23 protein-coding genes and 2 pseudogenes are annotated in these 26,476 nt (G+C 52.6%); 7 read left to right on the top strand and 18 right to left on the bottom strand.

From position 1 onward, the window contains the following. Positions 1-589 precede the first annotated feature (589 nt). The 3 genes from OGV65_RS10870 to proB form a co-directional block, all read right to left on the bottom strand. Positions 590-1,309: a Crp/Fnr family transcriptional regulator gene (locus OGV65_RS10870; protein ID WP_047498426.1), complete on the bottom strand. Its 720-nt coding sequence runs from the start codon at positions 1,307-1,309 to the stop codon at positions 590-592. A gap of 280 nt (positions 1,310-1,589) precedes the next feature. Then, complete coding sequence (gene proA / locus OGV65_RS10865; RefSeq protein WP_103765891.1) at positions 1,590-2,843, bottom strand: glutamate-5-semialdehyde dehydrogenase; 1,254 nt, start codon at positions 2,841-2,843, stop codon at positions 1,590-1,592. An 11-nt stretch (positions 2,844-2,854) separates the two neighbouring features. After that, positions 2,855-3,958, bottom strand: a complete 1,104-nt coding sequence (proB, locus tag OGV65_RS10860) for a glutamate 5-kinase (RefSeq protein WP_165408485.1) — start codon at positions 3,956-3,958, stop codon at positions 2,855-2,857. Between the two features lie 289 nt (positions 3,959-4,247). On the opposite strand from proB, the gene phoE reads away from it, so the two are divergent. After that, positions 4,248-5,303, top strand: a complete 1,056-nt coding sequence (gene phoE, locus OGV65_RS10855) for a phosphoporin PhoE (RefSeq protein WP_016151867.1) — start codon at positions 4,248-4,250, stop codon at positions 5,301-5,303. A 57-nt stretch (positions 5,304-5,360) separates the two neighbouring features. Here phoE and crl read toward each other — a convergent pair whose 3' ends face one another. The 3 genes from crl to gpt form a co-directional block, all read right to left on the bottom strand. After that, the gene (gene crl / locus OGV65_RS10850) at positions 5,361-5,762 is read right to left on the bottom strand and encodes a sigma factor-binding protein Crl (RefSeq protein ID WP_016151866.1); all 402 of its coding nucleotides are present in this window, start codon (positions 5,760-5,762) and stop codon (positions 5,361-5,363) included. 57 nt (positions 5,763-5,819) lie between these two features. Further along, on the bottom strand, positions 5,820-7,064 hold the full coding sequence (gene frsA / locus OGV65_RS10845) for an esterase FrsA (RefSeq protein ID WP_016155767.1): 1,245 nt from the start codon (positions 7,062-7,064) through the stop codon (positions 5,820-5,822). 98 nt (positions 7,065-7,162) lie between these two features. Beyond that, the gene (gene gpt / locus OGV65_RS10840) at positions 7,163-7,621 is read right to left on the bottom strand and encodes a xanthine phosphoribosyltransferase (RefSeq protein WP_003031380.1); all 459 of its coding nucleotides are present in this window, start codon (positions 7,619-7,621) and stop codon (positions 7,163-7,165) included. 261 nt (positions 7,622-7,882) lie between these two features. Here gpt and pepD point away from each other — a divergent pair, with 261 nt between their 5' ends. Continuing rightward, positions 7,883-9,340, top strand: coding sequence for a cytosol nonspecific dipeptidase (gene pepD / locus OGV65_RS10835; RefSeq protein WP_016151863.1), 1,458 nt, complete (start codon positions 7,883-7,885; stop codon positions 9,338-9,340). A 53-nt stretch (positions 9,341-9,393) separates the two neighbouring features. Here the strand turns inward: pepD and dinB are convergent, their stop codons facing one another. From dinB to lafU, 3 genes are all read right to left on the bottom strand, one after another. After that, on the bottom strand, positions 9,394-10,449 hold the full coding sequence (dinB, locus tag OGV65_RS10830; RefSeq protein WP_016155765.1) for a DNA polymerase IV: 1,056 nt from the start codon (positions 10,447-10,449) through the stop codon (positions 9,394-9,396). 65 nt (positions 10,450-10,514) lie between these two features. Continuing rightward, complete coding sequence (locus OGV65_RS10825) at positions 10,515-11,156, bottom strand: hypothetical protein (RefSeq protein WP_016151861.1); 642 nt, start codon at positions 11,154-11,156, stop codon at positions 10,515-10,517. A gap of 55 nt (positions 11,157-11,211) precedes the next feature. Next, positions 11,212-12,126, bottom strand: a complete 915-nt coding sequence (gene lafU / locus OGV65_RS10820; RefSeq protein ID WP_071600315.1) for a putative lateral flagellar export/assembly protein LafU — start codon at positions 12,124-12,126, stop codon at positions 11,212-11,214. Between lafU and OGV65_RS10815 the strand changes: the two are divergent. Continuing rightward, a pseudogene (locus tag OGV65_RS10815) lies at positions 12,038-13,756 on the top strand (flagellar biosynthesis protein FlhA); the annotation flags it as partial. The gene lafU and the pseudogene OGV65_RS10815 overlap by 89 nt on opposite strands. A 38-nt stretch (positions 13,757-13,794) precedes the next feature. On the opposite strand, the pseudogene OGV65_RS10810 reads toward OGV65_RS10815, so the two are convergent. Then, positions 13,795-14,575 (bottom strand): annotated as a pseudogene (locus OGV65_RS10810) (C40 family peptidase). A gap of 349 nt (positions 14,576-14,924) precedes the next feature. Between OGV65_RS10810 and dpaA the strand changes: the two are divergent. Next, positions 14,925-15,665 (top strand): peptidoglycan meso-diaminopimelic acid protein amidase, encoded by a 741-nt coding sequence (dpaA, locus tag OGV65_RS10805; RefSeq protein WP_016151817.1) that lies wholly within the window; start codon positions 14,925-14,927, stop codon positions 15,663-15,665. On the opposite strand, the gene OGV65_RS10800 is transcribed toward dpaA, so the two are convergent. Together OGV65_RS10800 and lpcA are read right to left on the bottom strand one after the other, a co-directional pair. Beyond that, positions 15,636-16,403 (bottom strand): class II glutamine amidotransferase, encoded by a 768-nt coding sequence (locus tag OGV65_RS10800; protein WP_016151816.1) that lies wholly within the window; start codon positions 16,401-16,403, stop codon positions 15,636-15,638. The genes dpaA and OGV65_RS10800 overlap by 30 nt on opposite strands. A 149-nt stretch (positions 16,404-16,552) precedes the next feature. Then, positions 16,553-17,131, bottom strand: a complete 579-nt coding sequence (gene lpcA / locus OGV65_RS10795) for a D-sedoheptulose 7-phosphate isomerase (protein ID WP_016151815.1) — start codon at positions 17,129-17,131, stop codon at positions 16,553-16,555. A 239-nt stretch (positions 17,132-17,370) separates the two neighbouring features. Between lpcA and fadE the strand changes: the two genes are divergently transcribed. Beyond that, positions 17,371-19,815 (top strand): acyl-CoA dehydrogenase FadE, encoded by a 2,445-nt coding sequence (gene fadE / locus OGV65_RS10790; protein ID WP_141874826.1) that lies wholly within the window; start codon positions 17,371-17,373, stop codon positions 19,813-19,815. Between the two features lie 51 nt (positions 19,816-19,866). Here the strand turns inward: fadE and ivy are convergent, their stop codons facing one another. Continuing rightward, entirely contained in the window at positions 19,867-20,313 is a 447-nt protein-coding gene (ivy, locus tag OGV65_RS10785; RefSeq protein ID WP_047498493.1) for an Ivy family C-type lysozyme inhibitor, read from the bottom strand. A 173-nt stretch (positions 20,314-20,486) separates the two neighbouring features. On the opposite strand from ivy, the gene OGV65_RS10780 reads away from it, so the two are divergent. Further along, the gene (locus tag OGV65_RS10780) at positions 20,487-21,254 is read left to right on the top strand and encodes an amidohydrolase (protein WP_047417078.1); all 768 of its coding nucleotides are present in this window, start codon (positions 20,487-20,489) and stop codon (positions 21,252-21,254) included. Between the two features lie 178 nt (positions 21,255-21,432). Continuing rightward, positions 21,433-21,843, top strand: coding sequence for a Spy/CpxP family protein refolding chaperone (locus OGV65_RS10775; RefSeq protein ID WP_286454938.1), 411 nt, complete (start codon positions 21,433-21,435; stop codon positions 21,841-21,843). A 15-nt stretch (positions 21,844-21,858) separates the two neighbouring features. Here the strand turns inward: OGV65_RS10775 and OGV65_RS10770 are convergent, their stop codons facing one another. From OGV65_RS10770 to OGV65_RS10750, 5 genes are read right to left on the bottom strand one after another with little or no spacing between them, the layout of a single operon-like run. Beyond that, entirely contained in the window at positions 21,859-22,578 is a 720-nt protein-coding gene (locus OGV65_RS10770) for an EAL domain-containing protein (RefSeq protein WP_286454937.1), read from the bottom strand. A 1-nt stretch (position 22,579) separates the two neighbouring features. Continuing rightward, the gene (locus OGV65_RS10765) at positions 22,580-24,247 is read right to left on the bottom strand and encodes an O-antigen ligase family protein (protein WP_286454936.1); all 1,668 of its coding nucleotides are present in this window, start codon (positions 24,245-24,247) and stop codon (positions 22,580-22,582) included. A 1-nt stretch (position 24,248) separates the two neighbouring features. Further along, positions 24,249-24,791: a fimbrial protein gene (locus tag OGV65_RS10760; protein ID WP_053389576.1), complete on the bottom strand. Its 543-nt coding sequence runs from the start codon at positions 24,789-24,791 to the stop codon at positions 24,249-24,251. 9 nt (positions 24,792-24,800) lie between these two features. After that, entirely contained in the window at positions 24,801-25,865 is a 1,065-nt protein-coding gene (locus tag OGV65_RS10755) for a fimbrial protein (protein ID WP_016155754.1), read from the bottom strand. Beyond that, complete coding sequence (locus tag OGV65_RS10750; RefSeq protein ID WP_286454935.1) at positions 25,862-26,467, bottom strand: fimbrial protein; 606 nt, start codon at positions 26,465-26,467, stop codon at positions 25,862-25,864. Before OGV65_RS10750 ends, OGV65_RS10755 begins: the two co-directional genes overlap by 4 nt. Positions 26,468-26,476 lie beyond the last annotated feature (9 nt).

The following is a 26,476-nucleotide window of genomic DNA, read 5'->3' as shown; positions in this document are numbered from 1 at the left end:
TTCTCCTAAGAACAAACTCACCACCGAGTCTTATTATTAAGTCACTCCAGCGGTTCCATTAATTGCGAGCCAGAATTGCCGCGCCAGAAAATTATCATTTGGATTAAGTAACATCTCAACAAACCCTAAAACGTAAAAATTACAAAAAACTAAGAATTTTCCTATAAAAAACATTATCTAAGAAGTTTCCTAAGATATAATTACTTAAAATATGTACATTTTTAGAATTATTATCCACTCAAACAATAAAAACCAAACAATTCATCTTTTTTAAGTTTTTGATAAATATCAAAAAGATCATACAAATAGCCCAGGAGTAAAACCCTTAAAAAACATAAAGATAATTAACATCCACATACTCTCTCTATAATGTTTATTATTTGTTGCAATCATGCTAATTTTTTAACTTCACAAGAAAATTCTCATGAAATATTTATTTAAGGGGGAATATTCTTATAAAAATAGCGCTGACCTGTAGGATTATCATTCGAATTGATAATTATTCCACATAAATAAAACCAGGAATTTTCTATATAAAATGAATATTCCTGGAATATCAAGAGATAAATAACGCACGGCAAAGATAGCGTTAGCTGAAACCTTTTAACCCCAAATAACTATTAATTGTTACCGTACGGACCCGATGTAAGCTAATCAACTTTTGATGTTCGAGGGATTTTAATGAGCGGCTAACGGTTTCAATTTTAAGATCGAGATAACTGGCAATTTCCTCCCGCGAGAATGGCAAGCGAAGCGTCGTTTCTGGCCTGCCAATACGTAAATGCATTTCGTAAAACTCCACGAGGAAAGCGGCGATTCTGGCCTCAGCATGTTTATTGGCATAACGCCGTAGTTTTTCAACAATGAATCCATTGTCCCTGCAGAGAAACTTGATGACTGCCGCTGCAACCGACGGCTCCTTTTCTGCTGCCTTGAACAACCGCGCAATATCGATATGACATACCTCCGCAGCCGTTGCAGCCTTGATCGTTGTCAGATACTTCCCCCCCTCAACAGCATCCAGCGCCATGATGTCTCCCGGAACATAAAAGCGACTGATAAAATCGTTATCACCACATTCCACGCTGGACGTGCAGTACCCCTCGTGAATAACAAAAAGCATGTCCGCGGCTCCATCCTGCCGGGCGAGTATCTCCCCCGCTTTAAACTTCCTTCTTTTGTCTATTAATCGGTATTGATTATCACGATCAATCGCCGCGCCCTTTGGACACAGTGAACAATGGCGGGGGGGAAACGGGTTGCCGAGTGGCACAACAGGAATGCTATGTTTGTGAATATCCGATTTCACGCAACTACTCCTCATAAAAATGAGACTGATTCTAATAGATTAGACCATAGGAACAATACGTGAGCCGCAGACCCAGAAAATTCATGCTGGCAGGGAAAATTCTGTGATACGTCGTCTTTCAACGCCAGGGAGCGCATGGCTAAAAACCAGACTGATGCGGATGATGATAAAACACAGGATAGAAAACAAATGCGGTAGCGGGGTAAAAGGTAGAATTAACCGAGCAATGCCTTAACAGACCTGAAAATCATAGGCCTATTATGGCATCGCCCGTTTTCAATTACGCGCGAATCGTGTCGTCACCGAAGCCAACCCACTTATAGGTGGTCAGTGCTTCCAGACCCATTGGGCCACGCGCGTGCAGTTTTTGCGTACTCACTGCCACTTCCGCCCCCAGTCCGAACTGGCCGCCATCGGTAAAACGAGTAGAGGCGTTAACGTACACGGCAGAAGAGTCCACTTCATTCACGAAACGATCGGCGTTACGCAGGGTGCGCGTCAGGATGGCATCGGAATGCTGGGTCCCATGCTCGCGAATGTGGGTGATAGCATCGTCCAGATCGGTAACGATTTTCACGTTCAGATCCAACGACAGAAACTCGTCGTCATACTCTTCGGCTTTCACCGCAACCACGTTAGCGGGCCCTGCCTGCAATGTGGCCAGCGCGATGTCGTCGGCATGCAGCGTGACGCCACTTTGTGCCATCTGCTGGCTCAGCGCAGGCAGAAAACGCGCAGCGATATCCTGATGCACCAGCAGGGTTTCTACGGTGTTACAGGTGCTCGGACGCTGGGTTTTGGCGTTGACGATAATCTTCAGCGCCGGGTCGATCTCCGCGCTATCATCAACATAAATATGACAGACCCCAATGCCGCCGGTGATGACCGGGATAGTCGACTGCTCACGGCACAGCTTATGCAGACCCGCGCCGCCGCGAGGGATCAGCATATCAATGTACTTATCCATACGCAGCATTTCAGCGACCAGCGCGCGGTCCGGGTTATCTATCGACTGCACGGCTGCAGCGGGTAAACCACAGGCTTCCAGCGCCTTTTGGATAACCGCCACGGTTGCAGCATTCGTTCGGTACGTCTCTTTCCCACCGCGCAGGATCGCCGCATTACCGGTTTTCAGGCACAGGGAAGCAACGTCAACGGTGACATTTGGACGCGCTTCATAAATCACGCCAATCACGCCCAGCGGAACGCGACGACGTTCGAGACGCAGGCCGCTATCCAGCAGACCGCCGTCAATCACCTGCCCGACCGGGTCGGCGAGATTACATACCTGACGCACATCGTCGGCAATCGCTTTCAGACGCGCCGGAGTCAGCGCCAGGCGGTCGAGCATCGCGTCGCTCAGGCCGTTGGCTCGCGCTTGCTCAACATCTTGTACGTTCGCGCTGAGGATGCTTTCCGTTTGCGCTTCCAGCTCATCAGCTATCGTTTCCAGTACGCGGTTTTTTTCGCGACTGGAGAGCAGCGCCAGCTTGTATGACGCAGCTTTGGCAGCAATGCCCATTTGTTCCAGCATATGCCTGTTCCTTAACGGGTAATCATGTCGTCGCGATGGACAGCAACCGGACCGTATTCGTAGCCCAGGATGGTGTCGATCTGTTGTGAGTGATGTCCGGCAATACGGCGCAGCGCATCGCTGTTATAGCGGGTAACGCCGTGGGCAATATCACGCCCTTCGAGATTGCAGATGCGGATCACTTCACCACGAGAGAAGTTGCCTGTCACGCTTTTAATGCCTTTTGGCAGTAATGAACTGCCACGCTCCAGAATCGCTGCGGTCGCACCCTCATCAACGGTAATTTCCCCGGCAGGCGGTGCGCCGAAGATCCAGCGTTTACGGTTCTCCAGCGGAGAGGCCTGTGCATGGAAACGCGTCCCAACGGAAACGCCTTCCATCACGTCGCCAATTACGCCCGGCTTGCTGCCTGCGGCAATAATGGTGTCAATCCCGGCGCGGCATGCAACATCAGCGGCCTGCAGTTTAGTTCCCATACCGCCGGTTCCCAGACCCGAGACGCTATCACCGGCAATGGCGCGCAGCGTATCATCAATACCGTGAACGTCTTTGATCAGCTCAGCCTGCGGGTTGGTGCGCGGATCGGCGGTAAACAGCCCTTGCTGATCGGTCAGCAGCAGCAGCTTATCGGCCCCGGCCAGAATCGCCGCCAGCGCTGAAAGGTTGTCGTTATCACCGACTTTAATTTCGGCGGTCGCTACGGCGTCGTTCTCATTAATGACAGGAACGATGTTGTTATCCAGCAGCGCGCGTAGCGTATCGCGGGCGTTAAGGAAGCGCTCTCTGTCTTCCATATCCGCACGCGTTAGCAGCATCTGTCCGATGTGAATACCGTAAATCGAGAACAACTGTTCCCATAGTTGAATCAATCGGCTCTGCCCTACCGCCGCCAACAGCTGTTTCGAGGCTATCGTTGCCGGGAGCTCAGGGTAACCCAGATGCTCACGTCCGGCGGCAATCGCGCCCGAGGTAACGATAACAATACGATGCCCTGCGGCATGGAGCTGCGCACACTGGCGAACCAGTTCTACGATATGGGCGCGGTTCAGGCGGCGCGATCCGCCCGTTAACACACTGGTGCCAAGTTTTACCACCAGCGTCTGGCTGTCACTCATGATTCTCTGCCATTCAAAATTGGGGAAAATGATATCAAACGAACGTTTTAGCAGGACTGGCCCCGGTTGCCAACAACCAGCGCACAAAGCATGAAATTTTATTGCGCAGGATCAGCAAGCGTAGCGGCAGATTTTGACGCATTTATTACAGAAACAAAAAAACATCCTTTTTTAAAAATATTCTTACTTTGTCATAAAACGTTCATTACCAGACGTTAAAAACCCTCCTGTCTTTTAACGGGGATCACACCCAGTGAATATTAGCGCGTACTTTTAATCAGGAATGAAAATGAAAAAGAGCACTCTGGCATTAGTGGTGATGGGTATTACTGCGTCGGCATCCGTACAGGCAGCGGAAGTGTATAACAAGAACGGTAATAAACTGGACCTGTACGGCAAAGTAAAAGCCATGCATTACATGACGGATTATGACAGCAAAGACGGCGACCAGAGCTATATCCGTTTAGGTTTTAAAGGCGAAACGCAAATTAACGATGAACTGACGGGATATGGCCGCTGGGAAGCAGAGTTCGCCGGCAATAAAGCCGAAAGCGACTCAAACCAGCAAAAAACCCGTCTGGCCTTTGCCGGTCTGAAATTAAAAAACCTTGGCTCGTTTGATTACGGTCGTAACCTCGGCGCGCTGTACGACGTGGAAGCGTGGACCGATATGTTCCCGGAATTCGGCGGCGACTCCTCCGCGCAGACCGATAACTTTATGACCAAACGCGCCAGCGGCCTGGCGACCTACCGTAACACCGACTTCTTCGGCGTCGTGGATGGTCTGGATCTCACCCTGCAATACCAGGGGAAAAATCAGGACCGCGATGTGAAAAAACAAAACGGCGACGGTTTTGGTACTTCCGTTACCTATGACTTTGGCGGCAGCGATTTCGCGGTGAGCGGTGCGTATACCAACTCCGATCGTACCAACCAGCAGAATCTGCAAACGCGCGGGACAGGCGATAAAGCAGAAGCCTGGGCGACCGGTTTAAAATATGATGCAAACGATATTTATATTGCGACGTTCTATTCTGAAACGCGCAATATGACGCCAATTTCCGGCGGCTTCGCCAATAAAACACAGAACTTCGAAGCGGTAGTTCAGTACCAGTTTGACTTTGGTCTGCGTCCGTCACTGGGTTATGTGCTGTCAAAAGGGAAAGATATTGAAGGCGTAGGCAATGAGGATCTGGTGAATTATATCGACGTTGGCGCAACATACTATTTCAACAAAAATATGTCCGCGTTTGTCGATTATAAAATCAACCAGCTCGATAGCGACAATAAACTGGGCATCAACAATGATGATATCGTTGCTGTCGGTATGGTTTATCAGTTCTGATGTAGCATAAAAAAATGCCGGATGGGGTTGCGCCGCCATCCGGCATTTTACTGTTCATTATGCCGTTAATTTAACCGGTTCATCGTTAAAATCGTCAGCAGGCTCCAGCGCCAGATTCAGCGACGTTAACAACCCACGTAATTTTTCATGAAATTCACGTAAGGTGTATTCCAGTCGCTCTACCACTTCAGTCTCTTTCACCGGTACCGCAGTCCAGTTCCCGTCTTTATCGAACAAGCCAAACTGGTAGCTGTACGTGAAGCGTTTTTCCTGCGCCTCCAGTTCCATCCACCAGCCCCAAAACTCGCGTTTCTCTGGGGCGGGTTTCACATTGACGCAAACAGCCAGACAATCGAAAAAAAACCGATTATCTTCGCACTGCCCTTCCCGGATGTACGGGCCAAGCGCGGTGAATTTCTTGATCAATCTACTTTTCGGATGCCCACTCGGTAACGTCATTACGATCTCCTTAGGTGAAGCACCTGTTTTACCAAATCGATAAAATTTAGCAAACTTTTAACACAATCTCTGATTGATCCAACCGGTTATTTCCTGCAGCCCTTTGTCAAAATTGCGATACACCGGGTTGAATGGAATCTCCAGCAGCTTACCGTCAGAAGATGAAGAAGTGATTAAACGCGACTCCTCTTCCGGGCTAAACGGATCGTTTTTCCAGAACCCCGACAGCATTGGCGTCGGGCAGCGTCGGCCCAGCAGGCCCTGCACTTTTAATGAATAGCGATTAAGCTCAACGCGCAACGCTTCATCGGATGCGTCGTGCATCCCCAAACGACTGGCCAGAACGTCAAGGTACATTTCCGGGACGCTTGCCTGGCGCTGCGGGTCGCTAAGCAGCGCATGAACCACCGGACCCAAACAGGCCACCGCCTTCAGACGTGATGATTCCAGATACGCCAGGCGTACCGCCACGTTGGCGCCAAAGCGGAAGCCGAAGGCCGCCACACGGGTGTGATCCACCCACGGAACATTCGGCAGCGCTTTTAATACGTGCTGGTGCAGCAGGCTGGAGTCCTGGGTCAGTTTCCATTTTGACGAGAACCCGACCGACGGCATATCCAGCGTCAGCATGGCAATACCGCGCGGGGCAAAGTAGCGCTCATACAGAGTGTAATAATCCGTTTGCATGGAATCGAGGCCACCGCACATCAGCACCGTCGGGAACGGACCGTCGCCTTTTGGCATATGCAGGAAGCCGGTAATCGGCGCGCCGCCGGTAACGGCAAATTCCATCTCACGCAGCGTGCCCGGCAGACGCTGTGCGGCCTCTTCATAGGCGCGATTGGCCAGAGCCTGCGCCTGCTCTGCCAGCTCATCGCCTTTTAAGTGCGGATAAGCAGCGATGTTGTAGAGCGTGGAAGCATGCAGCCAGTGGCGTCCGCTCACCTGCGGATCCTCTTCCATAGAGGCTTTCTGTTGCCAGTCCATCGCCTGCTTCGCCCACTCGTAAATCCAGTTTCCGCCGCGATAGCCGATAACCGTGTCGTAAAGCTCTTTATCGGTGCGTTCGGCTTCGCTCATCACGATACGTGCCTGCACTTCGAGGATTTCGCGCGGATCGACGCCACGCCAGATCCACATCAGGCGGTTCACCATACGGTACCAGTGCGGGATGGTTTTGCCATCCAGGGTCGATTGTACGGACGGCTGCGCGCCGTGATTAAAACGACGAACCAGCGTTGACGTTTCAGGGTGTTTGAAGCGGGGTTTAAACAGGACTTCGCTGAGGTTAGCCTGTGACATGATTGCAGCCTCCATGAGTACTCACTAAGGCATAGTGTAACCTGACACAGCACAAAAAGAACAACGCCCGACAGTGCGGGCGTTGAAAACTTTTTAGATTAGCGACCCGAGATCGGCGGAACGAACACTACGCCCATATCCCACGGCTGCTCAATCCAGGTATCCTGAGGGATATCAACAACATAATCATTCACCAGCGGGCGACCTGCCGGCTTAGCGAAAATAGTGACGAAATGCGCTTTAGGGTACATTTCGCGGATCGCTACGGCGGTACCACCGGTGTCAACCAGGTCATCAATTACGATGAAACCTTCACCGTCGCCTTCGGCACGCTTCAGCACTTTCAGTTCGCGCTGGTTGTCGTGATCGTAGCTGGAGATGCATACGGTATCGACATGACGAATACCCAATTCACGCGCCAGCAATGCGCCCGGCACCAGACCACCACGGCTAACGGCAATAATGCCTTTCCATTGTTCAGAAGGCATCAGGCGGCTTGCCAGTTTACGTGCATGGATCTGCAACATGTCCCAGGTGACGACGTATTTTTCGCTCATGTGAAGTGTCCCAGCCTGTTTATCTACGGCTTAAAAAGTGTTCGAGGGGGAAATAGGTTGCGCGAGATTATAGAGATCTGACGCACTAAAAACCAGTGTTTCGCGGAATCCGCGCCTCTTTTTGCATGCTTTATGCTAGCCGTCAGCGGAGAAAGTGGTATTCTCAATCGCATCGCGCAAGCCTGACTTGTGATGTTTTTAATTCTGCTAACCCTGTGGCCTGCAAGCAAGTTTTGTAGGACATCGCCAAGGAGACTCAACGTGTCTGAACTGTCTCAGTTATCCCCGCAACCGCTGTGGGATATTTTTGCCAAAATCTGTTCTATTCCTCATCCGTCCTACCATGAAGAGCAGCTCGCTGAACACATTCTGAGCTGGGCCCAAGAGAAAGGTTTCCACGTCGAGCGCGATCAGGTCGGTAATATCCTGATTCGCAAACCCGCTACCGCAGGAATGGAAAACCGCAAGCCGGTCGTTCTGCAAGCGCACCTGGATATGGTCCCGCAGAAAAATAACGACACCGTGCACGACTTCACTAAAGATCCTATCCAGCCTTATATTGACGGCGAATGGGTAAAAGCCCGTGGCACCACGCTGGGTGCGGATAACGGCATCGGCATGGCGTCCGCACTGGCCGTTCTGGCTGATGACAACGTGGTGCACGGTCCGCTTGAAGTGCTGCTGACCATGACCGAAGAAGCAGGTATGGATGGCGCGTTTGGTCTGCAGGCTAACTGGCTGCAGGCAGATATTCTGATCAACACCGACTCTGAAGAAGAAGGTGAGATCTATATGGGTTGCGCAGGCGGTATCGACTTTACCTCTAACCTGCCGCTGTCCCGTGAAGCAATCCCGGCTGGCTTCCAGAGCTTTAAGCTGACGTTGAAAGGCCTGAAAGGCGGTCACTCCGGCGGCGAAATCCACGTTGGTCTCGGTAACGCTAATAAGCTGCTGGTACGCTTCCTGGCGGGTCACGCTGAAGAGCTGGATCTGCGTCTGGTTGATTTCAACGGCGGTACGCTGCGCAACGCGATTCCGCGTGAAGCCTTTGCCACCCTCGCCGTGGCGGCAGATAAAGTTGATGCGTTAAAAGCGCTGGTCAACACCTACCAGGAAATCCTGAAAAACGAACTGGAAGCCAAAGAGAAGAACCTAGCTCTGCTGCTGGATGCCGTTACTCACGACAAAGCCGCGCTGACCACTCAGTCTCGCGACAGCTTCGTACGTCTGCTGAACGCCACCCCGAACGGTGTTATCCGCAACTCAGACGTAGCCAAAGGCGTGGTAGAAACCTCCCTGAACGTCGGCGTTGTAACCATGACTGACGACAACGTTGAAATTCACTGCCTGATCCGTTCTCTGATCGACAGCGGTAAAGACTACGTGGTGAGCATGCTGGATTCACTGGGTAAACTGGCTGGCGCGAAAACCCAGGCCAAAGGCGGATACCCTGGCTGGCAGCCGGATGCTAACTCTCCGGTTATGCACCTGGTTCGCGAAACCTACCAGCGTCTGTTCAACAAAACGCCAAACATCCAGATCATTCACGCCGGTCTGGAATGTGGCCTGTTCAAGAAACCGTATCCGGAAATGGACATGGTTTCCATCGGGCCAACCATCACCGGTCCGCACTCCCCGGATGAGCAGGTTCATATCGAAAGCGTTGGTCACTACTGGACGCTGCTGACTGAACTGCTGAAGTCGATTCCGGCGAAGTAAGATTCTGCGCTAAATGCCGGATAGCGCTGCGCTTATCCGGCAATCCATCAGAGTCACAGCCCCAACAGCAGCTGTCTTTCCAGTTGGGGATCCAGCAGCGTGACGTGTAATCCCACCAGCCTCACGCCTCGCCCTCCCCGACGTTCTTCCCAGGTTTTACGCGCCGTCGCAATTAAGTCATCTTTATTTAAGCGCGGCCAGACGTGCTCCTGCGTGGTCTGCTGAAAATCATTAAACTTGAGTTTTATCCCCTGGCGAGCGATAAGGAGATCCGGCTTTACCTTGGCCAGACGCCGTTCCAGTTCGGGATAAAGCCGCTCAATAATCGCCTCACACTCTGACCACTCATGAATATCTTCCGCCAGCGTGCGCTCCACGCCGACGGATTTGCGCAGTCTGTCGTTGTTAACGTCCCGCTCGTCAATGCCCTGGCTTCGCTCCCACAGCACGCGACCAAACTTACCAAAACGTTTGAGCAGCATTGCCAGGTCGTATTTTTGAACATCCTCGCAGGTACGCAATCCCATTGATTCCAGCTTCGCGGCGGAGACTTTGCCGACGCCGGGAATTTTGCCGAGCGGTAACGTTTTGAGAAATTCAGGAACATCGGCAGGGGTAATTACATATTGCCCGTTGGGCTTGTTGAGATCGGAGGCTATTTTTGCCAGAAATTTAACCGGCGCAATCCCGGCGGAGGCGGTTAGCTGCAGCTCGTTAAAAATCGTCTGGCGGATCTCCTGGGCGATCAGCGTGGCAGAACCGTGGCAGTGGGTGCTGTCGGTTACATCCAGATAGGCTTCATCCAGCGACAGGGGTTCAATCAGCGAGGTATAGCGGGAGAAAATCGCCTGAATCTGGCGGGAGGCTTCTTTGTAGGCCTCGTAGCGACCGGGTAATAAGGTAAGATGCGGGCATAGCTTTAACGCCATTCCCGTTGGCATCGCGCTACGCACGCCAAATTTGCGCGCCGGGTAATTGGCTGTACTGATAACCCCCCGGCGCTCCCGGCTGCCGCCGATGGCAATGGGAATGTCACGCAGAGCGGGGTTATCGCGCATTTCCACCGCTGCGAAAAAGCAGTCCATATCAACATGTATGATTTTGCGCATTACTCGCCTCCCACAACACTGTTTAAGTATACAGTATTTTATAGTGTGAGAAGTATGATTATTCCTTACGCCGGACCATTCATGACGAAGCGGGCATCGCACAGGTAACGCACAATATCCTTTTTCGTATGTTCTGCGGGATTACCCGCCGTACTGACAAACAGTTTATTCACTTTGCGAACATTTGCCCGCAGCAGTTTTTCGATTGTCATCAGGCGGAAGGCATCATTTTCAACGCAGAAAAGTTCGTAGTCGCCCAGACGTTCACCACAAATTTCACAGTGATTCATCCAGTAACGTAGCCCGGTGGTTTTACTTTTATCGAGGTAGTAATTGCTGGCTTTGATGTTCTTTTTTATCTCTTCAGGCAGAGAATTAATGTGGAACAAAAAGCTGTTACGCCTGACCGACTGCCAGCCCTGACCATCCTGATTTTTCTTAATAAAGCGGGTAAACATCACGCCATGGATGCGGGTAATTTGGTGGCAGCTCCAGCAGTGCATCTTCGAGGTAATCACCAGATAGTACGGCGCGACAATATTAAAATTGTCGGTGTCGTAGACATAGTCACGAAGCGCCCCGTTTAGCTCGTGGGGTTCGGTGTACCAGATACCTGAAACCTTGTCGAAATGCGCCCCCTGGCAGGCTACATCAGTGACGTTATCAGTATGAATCTCCAATGGAATAATATGGGTTACATCTATCACATTGCCTTCCTGAGGAATAAATTGCCCCCACATTGCGTGGGGGACGGGAACAGAATTAATGAGTGACGGGAGCAGATTGCTGACGTAAAGAAGTCACCTGCTTTTGCTTGTCCAGCTTATCCACCAGCGGTTGCACAACCTTCTCTCCCTGCTGGCCAAAATATTGATACAACGTATCGGAAGCGCTTTGCGTCAGCACCATGATCTCAATGCGACGGTTCCCGGCACTTTCCGGGTTTTTCGCATCCAGCAGCATTTGGTCCGCCATCGCGCTGACCTGCATGACTTTATTCTGCGGCATTCCGGCATCCTCCAGCACGCGTCGCGCCGACAAAGCGCGGTCGCCGGAGAGGTTCCAGTTGTTGTAAATGTTACTCTTATAGCTCATCGCGTCTGTATGCCCGGTGATGATTATCTTGTTATCCAGCGAGTCAAACACGGGAGTCAGTTCAACCAGCAGCGATTTAAAGAACGGCATAATCCTGGCGCTACCGCGCTCAAACATATTGCGATTCTGGTCATCTTTAATCAGTACGCGCAGCCCCTGAGGAACAATCTCCATCTCGAGGTTAGTTTCCATATGCGCATTGCGGGCAATAACGTTAATGTCGGTCGCCAGTTCGCCCAATTCGCGGGCTGATTTTTGTTTCAGCAGCACCGCTTTTTCATTCACATCCAGCGCCTTTTTCGCGTTCTCTTCCGTAATTTTCGCCGTCTCCTGCGGGTTGACGGTTTTATCGAGTTTGTTGCGCGTGACGTTTTTCTTCTGCGCTCCCGGCGCTATCGGTTGCTTGCCCAGCTTATTTAACGGCGCCATACCGCCACCGTTAAAGATTGACTGACCATGCAGCGCCGCCACGATATTTTCGCGGTCAGCTTTACTGACGCTGTTCACAATCAACTTTATCGTGGTTACCAAGGGTGCCGAGCGTATCTCCGAGGTTTCGGCCCGCTTTACGCTGGACGCCATGCCCGGGAAGCAGATGGCGATCGATGCCGATCTGAACGCAGGCCTGATTAATCAGGCCCAGGCGCAGGCGCGACGTAAAGATGTGGCGGGCGAAGCGGATTTCTATGGCGCAATGGACGGTGCGTCGAAGTTCGTGCGCGGTGATGCCATCGCCGGGATGATGATCCTGGCCATCAACCTGATAGGCGGCGTCTGTATCGGTATTTTTAAATACGATTTAAGCGCCGAAGCCGCATTCCAGCAATACGTACTGATGACCATCGGCGACGGTCTGGTTGCCCAGATCCCATCTCTGCTGCTGTCGACGGCGGCAGCGATTATCGTTACTCGCGTGAGCGACAGCGGTGATATCGCCACAGACGTGCGTAGCCAACTGCTGGCCAGCCCCTCCGTACTTTATACCGCCACCAGCATTATGTTTGTACTGGCGGTGGTACCGGGAATGCCGCATTTCCCGTTCCTGGTGTTCAGCGCCCTGATGGGTTTCACCGCCTGGCGTATGAGCAAGCGCCCGAAGGTGGCTGAAACTGAAGAGAAAAATCTTGAGACGCTGACCAAAACCATTGTTGAAACCACTGAGCAACAGGTCAGTTGGGAAACTATCCCTTTGATCGAGCCAATCAGCCTGAGCCTGGGGTACAAGCTGGTGTCGCTGGTAGACAAATCCAAAGGGAATCCGCTCACTCAACGTATTCGCGGTGTACGGCAGGTTATCTCAGACACTAACGGCGTGCTGCTCCCGGAAATTCGCATCCGCGAAAACTTCCGTCTAAAACCGACCCAGTACGCCATTTTTATCAATGGGATCAAGGCTGATGAGGCTGATATTCCCTCAGATAAGTTGATGGCGCTGCCCTCCAGTGAAACGTATGGCGAGATCGATGGTGTTTTAGGCCACGATCCGGCCTATGGTATGCCGGTGACGTGGATTGTCCCGGCGCAAAAAGCCAAAGCGCTAAATATGGGATATCAGGTCATTGATAGTGCCAGCGTCATTGCGACGCATGTAAATAAGGTCATTCGCAACTTTATTCCCGACCTGTTTAACTACGATGATATTACCCAACTGCATAACCGCCTCTCTTCGATGGCCCCCCGTCTGGCGGAAGATCTGAGCGCGGCGCTGAATTACAGCCAGCTCTTGAAGGTTTATCGGGCGCTGCTGGTCGAAGGCGTGCCGCTGCGCGATATCGTTACCATTGCCACCGTACTGGTCGCCAGTAGCGCCGTCACTAAAGATCATATTCTGTTGACGGCAGATGTGCGTCTGGCGCTCCGTCGCAGCATTACCCATCCGTTTGTGCGCAAAGATGAGCTGGCGGTCTACACGCTGAATAATGAGCTGGAGAATCTGCTGGCTAATGTAGTGAATCAGGCTCAGCAAAGCGGCAAAGTGGTGCTCGATAGCGTACCGGTCGATCCTAATATGCTGAATCAGTTCCAGACCAATATGCCGCAGATTAAAGAACAGATGAAAGCCGCGGGTAAAGAGCCGGTACTGCTGGTCGCACCGCAGCTACGTCCTCTGCTTGCGCGCTATGCGCGCCTGTTTGCACCAGGCTTACAGGTGTTGTCATATAACGAAGTTCCGGATGAGCTGGAATTAAAGATCATGGGGGCGTTGAGTTAACCCCTGACGAGGCGGTGCCATTCGCACCGCCTTTTTGATTACAGAATGGTATTTTCCGTCAGAATACGACGAGCGCCGAGATAATGATCCTGCCAGAAGTCATCGGATAAATTGCTCACCCGAATCGTTTCTCCCGTACGCGGCGATTCAATAAATTGTCCCTGCCCCAAATAGACGCCCATATGATCGGCAATATCCCGACTGTGAATATGAAAGAACAATAAATCACCACGACGAAGGTCGCGATTAGCGACGATGGTCGCGATTAGCGACGATGGTCGCCCGCCGATAGTGATACATTTCATTCGCCGTACGTGGCAATTTTGCTGCCAGAATTTTGTTGTAGGCATAAAAGATCAGCCCGCTACAGTCAAAGCCTTGTTCCGGGCTGGTCCCGCCCCACAAATAGGGTTTACCTAACTGCTGTTCAAGACGGTGGATTGCCACTTCGGTTATGTTGTGCAGATGATCGCTACTGAGAAAATGGTCATTCTCAACCAGCTCCTGCCAGCGCTGATCGCTCGCTTTTAGTGGCCCCGGGAACCACTCCGGGTGCTGTTTAATCAGCGTCCTGTTTTGCTGGCGCAGCGCGCTTTTACTTTGCGCATTACCTTCTACCACATAACTTGCCTGCTTTTTTACCTGCGCGTGGTACTGCTTCAGCAGCCGGGCGCGGTTACGCATGCGTAATTGCGCCGCATAGCTTAAATGGGCGTCAGATAAGAGGGGCTGAACTTTGGCGACAGACGGCGAGGACAACACAACACACAAAGACAGCAGACCCGGCAAAAAGCGTCGGGGCGCAGAGACAAAAGACATGAAAACAACACTACCTAATCAAACACGTTCGCCGCAGTCTACCGCTATTGCCGGGCATTCCATTTTAATATTCGATTATTAAATTATTAATTTTTTAAATTCAATATATTAGGAATTCTGCACTCAGAAGACTTAATGACGTGCGCTAACCCGCAAAATACGTCAGTGTCTGACTGCCTTTAAGCACAATTTTCCGTATAAAGAAAATCTAAAGTGTAAACGCCGCACGAGAGACTTGCGAAAAACTCTCTGGGTGATAATGTGAGCGCTCCAGATCCAGATTTATCCGATTTGGGAACTCTTTTTGCCGTCCTGGCGTGTGTAATCGTTTTATCAAGGAATAAGCAGTATGCGTAAAATCGCATTTTTTCTTGCGATGCTTTTATTGCCGTGCGTTTCATTTGCCGGTTTGCTGAGCAGCAGCAGCCCGACTACGCCTGTCAGCAAAGAATATAAGCAGCAATTAATGGGCTCCCCCGTCTATATCCAGATCTTCAAAGAAGAGCGAACGCTGGATCTTTACGTCAAGATGGGCGAACAGTATCAATTGCTCGACAGCTATAAGATCTGCAATTATTCCGGCGGCTTAGGTCCGAAACAGCGTCAGGGCGATTTCAAAAGCCCGGAAGGGTTTTACAGCGTACAGCGCGGACAGCTGAAACCGGATAGCCGCTTTTATAAAGCGATTAACATTGGTTTCCCTAACGCCTACGACCGCGCACACGGTTATGAAGGTAAATACCTGATGATCCACGGCGCCTGCGTTTCCGTCGGCTGCTACGCAATGACCGACAACGGCATTGATGAGATTTTCCAGTTTGTCACCGGCGCACTGGTGTTTGGGCAGTCCAGCGTGCAGGTTAGCATTTATCCATTCCGCATGACCGATGCCAACATGCAGCGCCATAAGTTCTCGTATTACAAAGAATTCTGGGCGCAGCTAAAGCCTGGCTACGATTACTTTGAACAAACGCGTAAGCCACCGACCGTTTCCGTCGTCGATGGCCGTTACGTTATCAGCAAGCCATTGAGTCACGAAGTGGTTCAGCCGCAACTGGCATCAAACTATACGCTCCCCGAGACAAAATAACGCCCACTCGCCTGGCATAATCTTTTGCCAGGTTTCATTGCCGGTTAGCGGCTGAGTGGCAATCACAGTGACCACATCATTGGGTGTGGTCTCTGAGCTAAAATCGATTTCCACATCCTGATCCAGCAGTGTCGCCACGCCAAACGGCGCACGACGGGTGATCCAAAACAGGTTGGTCGAGCAGAAAGCCATCACATAACGCCCGTCAGACAACAGCATGTTGAAGACGCCCTTCTCACGCAATTCTCCTGCCAGCATCGCGATATATTTAAACACTGCCGTCATATTGCCAGGCGTACGCGGATACCGTTCAGTCAGCTTGTGGAGCAGCCAGCAGAAAGCTTTTTCGCTGTCGGTTTCCCCGACCGGACGGAAATTACCGGTTTCCAGCGATTTATAGCCGCTGAGCTGTCCGTTATGAGCGTACGTCCAGTTACGTCCCCACAGTTCACGCGTAAATGGATGGGTGTTTTCCAATGCCACTTCGCCACGATTCGCCTGACGAATATGGGCAATCACGGAACAGGATTTGATGGGATAGTCTTGTACCAGTTTGGCGATAGGCGAATTAAAGCTGGGTTGCGGATCTTTAAACGTACGGCAACCCTTACCTTCATAAAACGTAATACCCCAGCCGTCTTTGTGCGGCCCGGTACCTCCGCCGCGCTGAACCAGCCCGGTGAAGCTAAAGCAGATATCGGTTGGCACATTGGCGCTCATCCCGAGCAGTTCGCACATACATCACCTCCACAAACGCCTTTAAGCGGGAAGGCGTAATTGTTGCAGCCAGTTTAGATTCGGACAGCGCGCAGAAACCGGAGCGTACACGTAGTACGTGAGGATTTCGGGCACTGCCCGGATTCAAAATGGCAAATAAAATAGCCTTCTTACTTCACCATCTCTTTTTCGATCAACTGGATCAGGATATGGATCACTTTGATATGAATTTCCTGAATGCGGTCAGCATAGCCAAAGTGCGGCACGCGAATTTCGATATCCGCGCTGCCCGCCATTTTGCCGCCATCTTTACCAGTCAGGGTGATGACTTTCATCCCTTTCTCACGCGCTGCGGCAATCGCTTTAATCACGTTACCGGAGTTACCCGAAGTAGAGATGCCTAACAGGACATCGCCTTCGCGACCCACGGCTTCAACGTAGCGGGAGAAGACATAATCGTAACCGAAATCGTTGCTGACGCAGGAGATATGGCTGACATCAGAGATAGCGATCGCCGGGTAGCCTGGGCGGTTTTCGCGATAACGTCCGGTCAGCTCTTCGGCGAAGTGCATCGCGTCGCAATGGGAACCGCCGTTACCGCAAGAAAGTACCTTACCGCCAGCTTTAAAGCTGTCTGCCAACAGGACCGCCGCGCGCTGAATGGCGTGAATATTGGCGTCATCTTTAAGAAAATTAGCCAGCGTTTCCGCCGCTTCGCTCAGTTCGTTACGAATAAGATCCTGGTACATGAGGATATCCTTCAGCATGAATGTAAATGACAAGATGCAGTGTACCGGATAGCGCTACCAGCGAGAAGTACAAGCCACAGGAATGGCTGCGGCTTTTGATTTTTTGTGCCGGTTAAAACAGCAACAATGTGAGCTTTGTTGTAATTATTTTGTAAACACATTGCTAAAAGAATTTACATCCACTACAACCATATCATCACAAGTGGTCAGACCTCCTACAAGCAAGGGAGCTTTTCGTTATGATGATTTTGAGTATTATCGCTACGGTTGTTCTGCTCAGCGTTCTGTTTTATCACCGCGTGAGCTTATTCCTCAGCAGCTTAATTTTGCTCGCCTGGACAGCTGCGCTTGGCGTGGCTGGCCTGTGGTCAATCTGGCTGCTGGTTCCTCTGGCCATTCTCCTCGTACCGTTTAACTTTACGCCAATGCGCAAATCCATGATCTCTGCGCCAGTGTTCCGCGGTTTCCGTAAAGTCATGCCGCCGATGTCGCGTACTGAGAAAGAGGCGATTGATGCCGGTACAACCTGGTGGGAAGGCGACCTGTTCCAGGGCAAGCCAGACTGGAAAAAACTGCATAACTATCCTCAGCCGCATCTGACAGCTGAAGAACAAGCGTTTATTGACGGCCCGGTGGAAGAAGCCTGCCGCATGGCGAACGACTTCCAGATCACCCATGAACTCGCGGATCTGCCGCCGGAACTGTGGGCGTATCTGAAAGAACACCGCTTCTTCGCGATGATCATTAAGAAAGAGTACGGCGGGCTGGAATTCTCCGCGTATGCTCAAGCTCGCGTTCTGCAGAAACTCTCCGGCGTTTCCGGGATCCTGGCGATCACCGTTGGCGTACCTAACTCCTTAGGCCCTGGCGAACTGCTGCAGCATTACGGCACCGAAGAGCAGAAGAATCATTACCTGCCGCGTCTGGCACGTGGTCAGGAGATCCCCTGCTTTGCTCTGACCAGCCCGGAAGCGGGCTCCGACGCAGGGGCAATCCCTGATACCGGCGTGGTTTGTATGGGCGACTGGCAGGGCCAGCAGGTGCTGGGTATGCGCCTGACCTGGAATAAGCGTTATATCACGCTGGCGCCTATCGCTACCGTGCTGGGTCTGGCATTTAAACTCTCCGACCCGGAAAAACTGCTGGGTGGTGAAGAAGATCTCGGTATTACCTGTGCGCTGATCCCAACGTCAACGCCAGGCGTACAAATTGGGCGTCGACACTTCCCGCTGAACGTGCCGTTCCAGAACGGTCCGACGCTGGGCAAAGATGTCTTCGTACCGATTGATTACATCATCGGTGGCCCAAAAATGGCCGGTCAGGGCTGGCGCATGCTGGTGGAATGTCTGTCCGTGGGACGCGGTATTACCCTGCCGTCTAACTCGACGGGCGGCGTGAAATCGGTCGCAATGGCAACCGGCGCGTATGCGCACATTCGTCGCCAGTTCAAAATCTCTATCGGTAAGATGGAAGGTATTGAAGAGCCGTTGGCACGTATTGCGGGTAACGCGTACGTGATGGATGCAGCGGCGTCGCTGATTACCTACGGTATTATGCTGGGTGAAAAACCGGCGGTGCTGTCGGCCATCGTGAAGTATCACTGTACCCACCGTGGACAGCAGTCAATCATCGATGCAATGGATATTACTGGCGGTAAAGGCATTATGCTTGGCGAAAGCAACTTCCTCGCCCGTGCTTATCAGGGCGCGCCTATCGCCATTACCGTTGAAGGTGCCAACATTCTGACCCGGAGCATGATGATCTTCGGTCAGGGGGCGATTCGCTGCCATCCGTACGTTCTGGAAGAGATGGCTGCGGCACAGAGTAACGATGTGAATGCGTTCGACAAGCTGCTGTTCAAACACATCGGCCACGTCGGCAGTAACAAAGTGCGCAGCTTCTGGCTGGGCCTGACGCGTGGCTTAACCAGCAGCACGCCAACCGGCGATGCGACCAAACGATACTACCAGCATCTGAACCGTCTGAGCGCTAACCTGGCACTGCTTTCGGATGTCTCCATGGCCGTACTGGGCGGTAGCCTGAAGCGCCGTGAACGTATCTCCGCGCGTCTGGGCGATGTATTAAGTCAGTTGTATCTGGCCTCCGCGGTACTGAAGCGTTATGACGATGAAGGCCGTAATGAAGCAGACCTGCCGTTGGTTCACTGGGGCGTTCAGGATGCGTTGTACAAAGCGGAACAGGCGATGGACGACCTGCTGAAAAACTTCCCGAACCGACTGGTCGCGGGCCTGCTGAATGTGGTTATCTTCCCTACCGGTCGCCACTACCATGCACCGTCTGACAAGCTGGATCATAAAGTCGCGAAGATTCTGCAGGTTCCGAGCGCCACCCGTTCTCGCCTTGGTCGTGGTCAATACCTGACGCCGAGCGAGCATAACCCGGTAGGTTTGCTGGAAGAGGCTTTGCTGGATGTGATTGCAGCCGACCCTATCCATCAGCGGATCTGCAAAGAGCTGGGTAAAAACCTGCCGTTTACCCGCCTGGATGAACTGGCGCACAATGCGCTGGCTAAAGGGCTGATTGATAAAGACGAAGCCGCAATTCTGGTGAAAGCCGAAGCGAGTCGTCTGCGTAGCATCAACGTGGATGACTTTGAACCCGAGGCGCTGGCGACTCAGCCGGTAAAGCTGCCAGAGAAAGTGCGTAAAATCGAAGCAGCCTGAATATCGGCGAAATAAAAAGCGGAGCTGAAGCTCCGCTTTTTTGCTTACACATTAGTTGTAGTTAAACGCATCAGGATGATTTTGCAGGCTCCCGCTCAGCGCAGCGAACAGTACCGTTTTACCGTCGATTGACAGCTCGTCGCTCACGTTCAGCCACGTTAGTTTCTCTCGTGAGGTTTTCTCATCAACCGTTGAGAACACCCCCATCATCTGCTGTGACTTTTCTGACCACAGCACCGCAATACGTTCTGCACTGCAATCATGCGGTTTGCACGCGCTCAGAACCTGGTATGATTCGCCACCCAGCTTCACCGTCTGCGTCGGGGAAGATGTTCCCCCTTTATTGATCCATGCGGGCAATTTATTCCCTTCCACCATTTGGCTGTACGCTGCTTTTGTCGCATCATCTTTCGCCAGAGTGCTCAGGTTAATATCGCTTTGCGCCATTGCACCTGTTGCCACGACCATCGTAGCGATAGTGGTTAATATCTTTAGCATTTTTCCTCCTTGGCCGATCCCCGCATTATTCTGCCTGTAAATGGTGGTTGGAGATACTGATAAATGCAAATCAGCGGTTTCTGGAAAATGGCCTTTCAAGATGTCCCCCACCCACACACTCCGCGAATAAGATGTTAGAGTTAACTTAAGCCCACAACGAGGAGTTTGGTACTGTGTCTGGTTTGAAGATTACTCTCTTGCAACAATCTTTGGTCTGGATGGATGGTCCGGCTAACCTGCGCCATTTCGACCGCCAACTGGAAACCGTCACCGGACGTGATGTCATTGTGTTACCTGAAATGTTTACCAGCGGATTTGCCATGGAAGCGGCAAGCAAATCGCTGCCGCAGGAAGAGGTTGTCAGTTGGATGCGCACTAAGGCGCAACAGACGAACGCCCTTATAGCAGGCAGCGCCGCTCTCCTGTCTGAACGTGGCCCGGTAAACCGCTTTTTGCTGGTCGAACCCGAAGGTAATGTCCATTTCTATGACAAGCGCCATCTGTTCCGCATGGCGGATGAACATCAACATTATCAGGCGGGTGACGCACGGGTTATTTTTGAATGGCGCGGCTGGCGCATTCTGCCGTTGGTCTGTTATGACCTGCGTTTTCCGGTATGGTCGCGCAACCGCAACGATTACGACCTGGCATTGTATGTCGCCAACTGGCCGGCGCCGCGTTCGCTACACTGGCAGGTTCTGCTCACCGCGCGGGCAATTGAGAACCAGGCTTATGTAGCAGGATGTAACCGCGTGGGTACTGACGGTAACGGCCATCATTATCGCGGTGACAGCCGGGTGATTAATCCGCAGGGGGAGATTATTGCCACCGCCGAGCCGCATCAGGCTACGCGCATTGACGCTGAACTGTCACTCTCGGCGCTGCGCGAGTACCGCGAGAAATTCCCCGCCTGGCAGGACGCTGACCCGTTCACGCTGTAGATATCGCCTTCCCTCCCGCTGCACAACGTTTTCCGTAGCGGGATTGTTTCACTCCGTAACCAACCGCAAAACAAATTCGCGTGGCGACGTGCTTCGGGCATCGTATTCTGCAAAGGATAATCACTCGTCACCAGCGAGTGACAGACAATGTTAATAATTCCCTTATCAGGATCCCGAAATGAAGAACTTCGTACGCATGACTTTGCTGGCGGCAACCGTGGCTGGCGCTTCTTTTAGCACGCTTGCAGCAAACGTATCCAATGTACCCGCACCAGCTCAGGACCCGGTAGTTCAGCACCTTAAACTGAGCACTGACCAGGTTGCGCAGATTAAAAAACTGCACCAGCAGCTTGAAACCAACGTTAGCCAGATATCGGTGAAGGATGTTAAAGACGGCGCGTTGATTGACGTCATCAAGTCCGGGAAATGGGATGAAGCCGCCGTCAAAAAACAGCTTTCCGCGTTCAGCAATATCGAACAGCAGGCGCGTTATTACCGCGTGAAATACTATTTCGACCTGAACAAAGTACTGACCCCAGAACAGCGCCAGCAGGTGCAAGAAGATATCGCACAGACGCTGAGCGAATAATGACCATGGCCTGAATCAGCATTTATTCAGGCTTTTCGGTAATACTTCCTGCTCGAACAAAAATCCCTGCACAGCATCTGCGCCGCTCATACGGCAAATGGCATAATCCTGCGGCGTTTCCACCCCCTCGATCACAACCCGTTCTCCCAACCCGCGAAATTGATTGACCAGTACCCTCAACTGCCACTCCGACGTCCTGAACTGATGAAACATTCCGCTTTCAATTTTGATGGCATCGAAACGGATGCCAGACAGTCGCCAGACAAAAAATAGCTCAGGCGAAACATCATCCAGCCACACGCGAAACCCGTGACGCACCAGGGTTTTAACGGCAATGCATACGGCCTGCTGTTCTGCCTTTTCCAGTCGCATCATGGTGCCAGGATCCTGTATTTCGATAACAATCCGCCCCTGATGCGCCTGCCGGGCGAGCTGCGCAATCCACGGCAGACAGGTCAGCATCCTGACGGATAAATTCAGCGAATAACTTCCTGAGAGTGCCAGTACCTGCCGCATTTGCCACAGAAATAGCTGCTGTTTTGCGGTGATGGAAAGGTGCTTGAAAAAAAGATCGAGCGGTAGCGGCGTGCGTACCTGACTTAACACCTCACAGACATCCAGCGATGCATCATCAAAAAAATGGATGCGCTGCAAACGGATCCCGGTGATCCGCAGCAGCTCGGCGTTGCGGGGAAGCTCTGGCACATGGCGGGTCTGTTCGCTGAATCTGTTCATATCATTCCATTTTTTGATTGAAAGGACGTCGTGCATCCTGCAGCCACGGGATACGGCGATCGTTCGGGTATGTCAGGTAAAAGCGCGTCGCCAGACGATGCGCCTCAGGTAGGTCGCGCTGCTGTAACGCCAGCAAGATTTGCGTGAAGGAGACATTCGGGTCTGGGTGAACACGCACATAGTCAGGCGCCCAGCGGCGAACCGCTTCCAGCCAGCGAGCGTCCCGGGTACGCTGATACCGTTGCAGATACCCCATCTGAACATCAAACCGGTAGCGAGGGGCAAGGAGCCAGCCTCCTACCGGGAGCGACTCGGCCAGACGCCACTGCGCTGACTGTCGCTCCGCCAGCGTCAACTGCTGTTGCGTGTGCAGTGAGAGAAGCAACAATGGCGTGAAGGTTAAAAACGAGATCAATGCCAGCGCACGAATCAGCGACGTCGACGTAAGCGTCAGGCGAGCCACTTTTAGCGGGCTATCTGCACAACGAAGCAGCAGGATCAGCAGTAACCAATGTGGTGTTGACTGCCTGACGGGGTATTCCGTCAACATATGAATAACCACCGGCAGCGCCGCCACCAGACAAGCGCGACGCCAGCGATTTCCGTGCATCCACAGCCAGAAGCCTCCCGTAATAAAGCACAGCGCCCCCGCCAGCCCAACCAGGCCGCCCTCCACCAGCCACAGCACCAGCTCATTGTGCGGATGCGAGATGCTGCTCAGCCCCAACGGCCCCGCACGTTCGAGAAACACGGCGGCAAAACTGCCCACACCCCACCCCGTCCACGGGCGTTCGGCAAATAATGCCAGTGACGTTTTAAGCACCGTCCAGCGCACCTGGGAAGTGGTCAGGTGATCGACTGTAGCAACGGACAAAAAATGGCGAGCAAGCGTGCCCGCCACCATGCCTAACGCCAGCGGCAGCAGAAGTAGCAACAACATACGGCGTTGCGCCGGGAAAACCACCAGCAGAAAGACTTCACCTACCACCACAGACACATAGCCGGTTTGCGACTGGGATTCATGCAGCACAAAGCCCATCATCACCAGAGCAATCCCGATGACAATTCGATATCTGTCGCGTAGCCGTAAAAAGATCGGAGCTGACAGCAGCACACCAGATGCAGTGAAGCTGGCCATCAGATTGACCTGCTGAAAAATACCGTAGGGCCGCGTACCGCGTCGCCAGGCAAACTCCCAGTAATCAACACCCGGCAAATGCCAGTACTGATACAAAAACGCCAGACATTCGATGACGCACACCCCCCATAGCAGAGTCAGCAGTACCGTCAGGGTGTTTGCCGCAAGCGGAATCTGCAATGTCACCAGATAGACGAGCACGCCTCCCAGCAACGCCCCTGCGACCAGCTGCGCCTCGAACTGCCAGACGCCAGGCGTCAGCAGACAAAGCAGCGTCAGGATGAGCGCCCCCATCGAAAAAACCGTGGCGGGGACAGTGATGCGCCAGCATTGTCGAGGCACCAGCACTGATGCGCTTGCAGCCAGCACAACGGCATAAATCCAGCTCGTAATATTAAGCGGCAACGACAGACCGCTGCCGCCGTTATTCAGCCAGTAGAGATGCATTCCCCCACACCAGAAAAACAGACTAATAACGAGCAATAATTTCTGCGCAGGCAGCGGGGCAATACGATTCAGTGCGTTCATCATGCTACTGGTAGTTCAGTGTCCAGGTTCCGCTGGCGCTGAACGGACCGTATTCGAGAGACTGATTTTTTATCGCCGACGGCTCTGCTGCGACCCACGCCCAAAAATTTAGCGTCATCGAGCCTGCAGTTATCTCTTTGACTGACGTGCTCTCATCAAGGCGAATTGCCGTGCCGTCCTCTTCGCTCATCCCAATACCGATCCCTGTCGCGCCACCCTGTTCACTGCTATCCAGCGCCAGATGATCGTCCAGTTCAGCATCCTCACTACCACTGAAAGTGACCGAGATCCCGCGAAAAACCTCGGGGTTGCAGTCGCGTAGCTGAATGCTGAATTTTTCCGGCTTACTGCGCCCCGAAAGATAGAGATCCTGCGTCGCGATTTGCCCGAAATCGACCTCGATTTTGTCGCCTCCAGGTGCCAGGCTGCAGGCCAGCGCTCTGATAGTGCCGTGAAAATACATATCACCGCCGACCAGTTTGGTGTCGGCCTGCACCATGCCGCCAAGCAGTAACACGCCGATCGCGAATAACGCCGAACATCTCATGGCATCCCCCTACTGAAACTGCGCAACAACGGTGGCAGAGGCTTCAAACTCACCTTCCTTAACGCTTCCCACACCCGGCTTTGCCACCGGTGCAGCGGTGAGATTCCAGTCGCCCTGATTCTGGTAAAAACCTTTCACGTTATAGAATTGATTGGGCACGACGGTGCCACCGCTCTCGTCTTTAAGCATAATGCCGAGATCGTCGCGCTTTTGTCCGCCGCTCAGCGTGCCGAGGAGATGATCGTTGAACCCCGCCGTGCCTGACGCCGTGGTAGTTTGCACGCCAAGATTAATGTTCAGCGCGCCCTGATCGAAGCTGCCGCCTTCACAAACAACATGAATGGGGATCGACTTGCTGTAGTTAGTGCCATTGAGCCGGGCAGCGGATCCTGGCAGATCGCCAAACTCAATACTGATTTTGTCTCCCCGGTTGAAGGTGCATTTGTCCGGTACGGTAATCAGCCCGGATTTAATCACCACACGGGAAATCGCCGTAGTGGGCGTAGGTCCCGCGCTCCCCATGCGCCCGGCAACCTCCACCAGCGATTGGGAAGTGATATTGATGCCGTTGATAATGGGTTTAGTGACAATAAACGTCACTTTCCCTTTTGAACCACTTTCAACGTTAGTGGCGCGCGTGTAGCCCTTGCGCTTTTTGCAAGTGTTATTGCTGTTGCGGTTTGAAACGTTGGTAAAAGGCGCCTGAACATACTGTTTATAGCCCCCGGCAACCCACACCTGCACTTCCACATCCAGATACTCATTTAGACGAAAACGGTTCGCCCCCTGATTTGAAGGCGGCATCGTAGTCGTGGTGGTGTAGTAAATCGGCGACCGGGAGATGTCAGCCTGCTCGCAATAGAAATTCACCACATACCAACTGCCCAGGTTCCAGGTAAACGGATCCGTTCTGCCACCCACGTGGTTTTTACTGACATCCAGCGAACTCAGTTCGATATCGTACTGATGCGGCGACCCGCCCTCCGGCTCACCTTCCCCCTGTGTAAATGCCTGCCCGGCCAGTGGACAGCCAGCCAGGGCAACCCACAACAGCGCTTTGCGTAATACGCTCATAGATACTCCAGCTTAAGTCTCACCAGGCCGTTAAATTCTCCGGCAGTCACCTCTGGCCCAAAAGATTCCAGCGTGGCCAGAAAGTGAATGGCGTTATCGCCTGGTTTGAGGATCCACATACGTTGCGGTTGGTTCATATGGATCAGCTGATTACGCTCGGTCAGTAGCCGAATGCCCGCGCCGCGCACATCACCACGAATACGCCCCAGGTCACTGTTTTCCGGCGCGCCTTCGGCCATCAGCGTCATCGAAACGCCACGTTCCACCGTGCTGTGCGCCAGCTCAGGCATTTCGCTGGTCTGCCCGGGGAAATCCCTCAGGGTATGACCAGAGCCCTTTAAGCAGCCGTTCAGGTACAGCGTAACCAACACCGGTTCGCTGCGATCGCCGCCCTGGCGAAACCGACTGGCGGAAATATCACCAAGATTGATGGTCTGATCGCGTGAGGCCATATCCAGCACGCACGGCGACACGTAGACCCGGCCGTGAAAGCGGACGTTGCCATACTCACCGGACACGTTGCTCATATCCTGGCGACCGCTGGTGGCCTGAACCTGCCAGGCCATGCCCGCCATCAGCAGGGCGCAAAGCATCTTTTTCATTTACGATTC

The sequence above is a fragment of the Citrobacter sp. Cb004 genome (assembly GCF_030337065.1).
In the GTDB taxonomy this organism is placed as follows: domain Bacteria; phylum Pseudomonadota; class Gammaproteobacteria; order Enterobacterales; family Enterobacteriaceae; genus Citrobacter; species Citrobacter braakii.
This window is presented reverse-complemented; position numbering and strand designations above follow the sequence as displayed.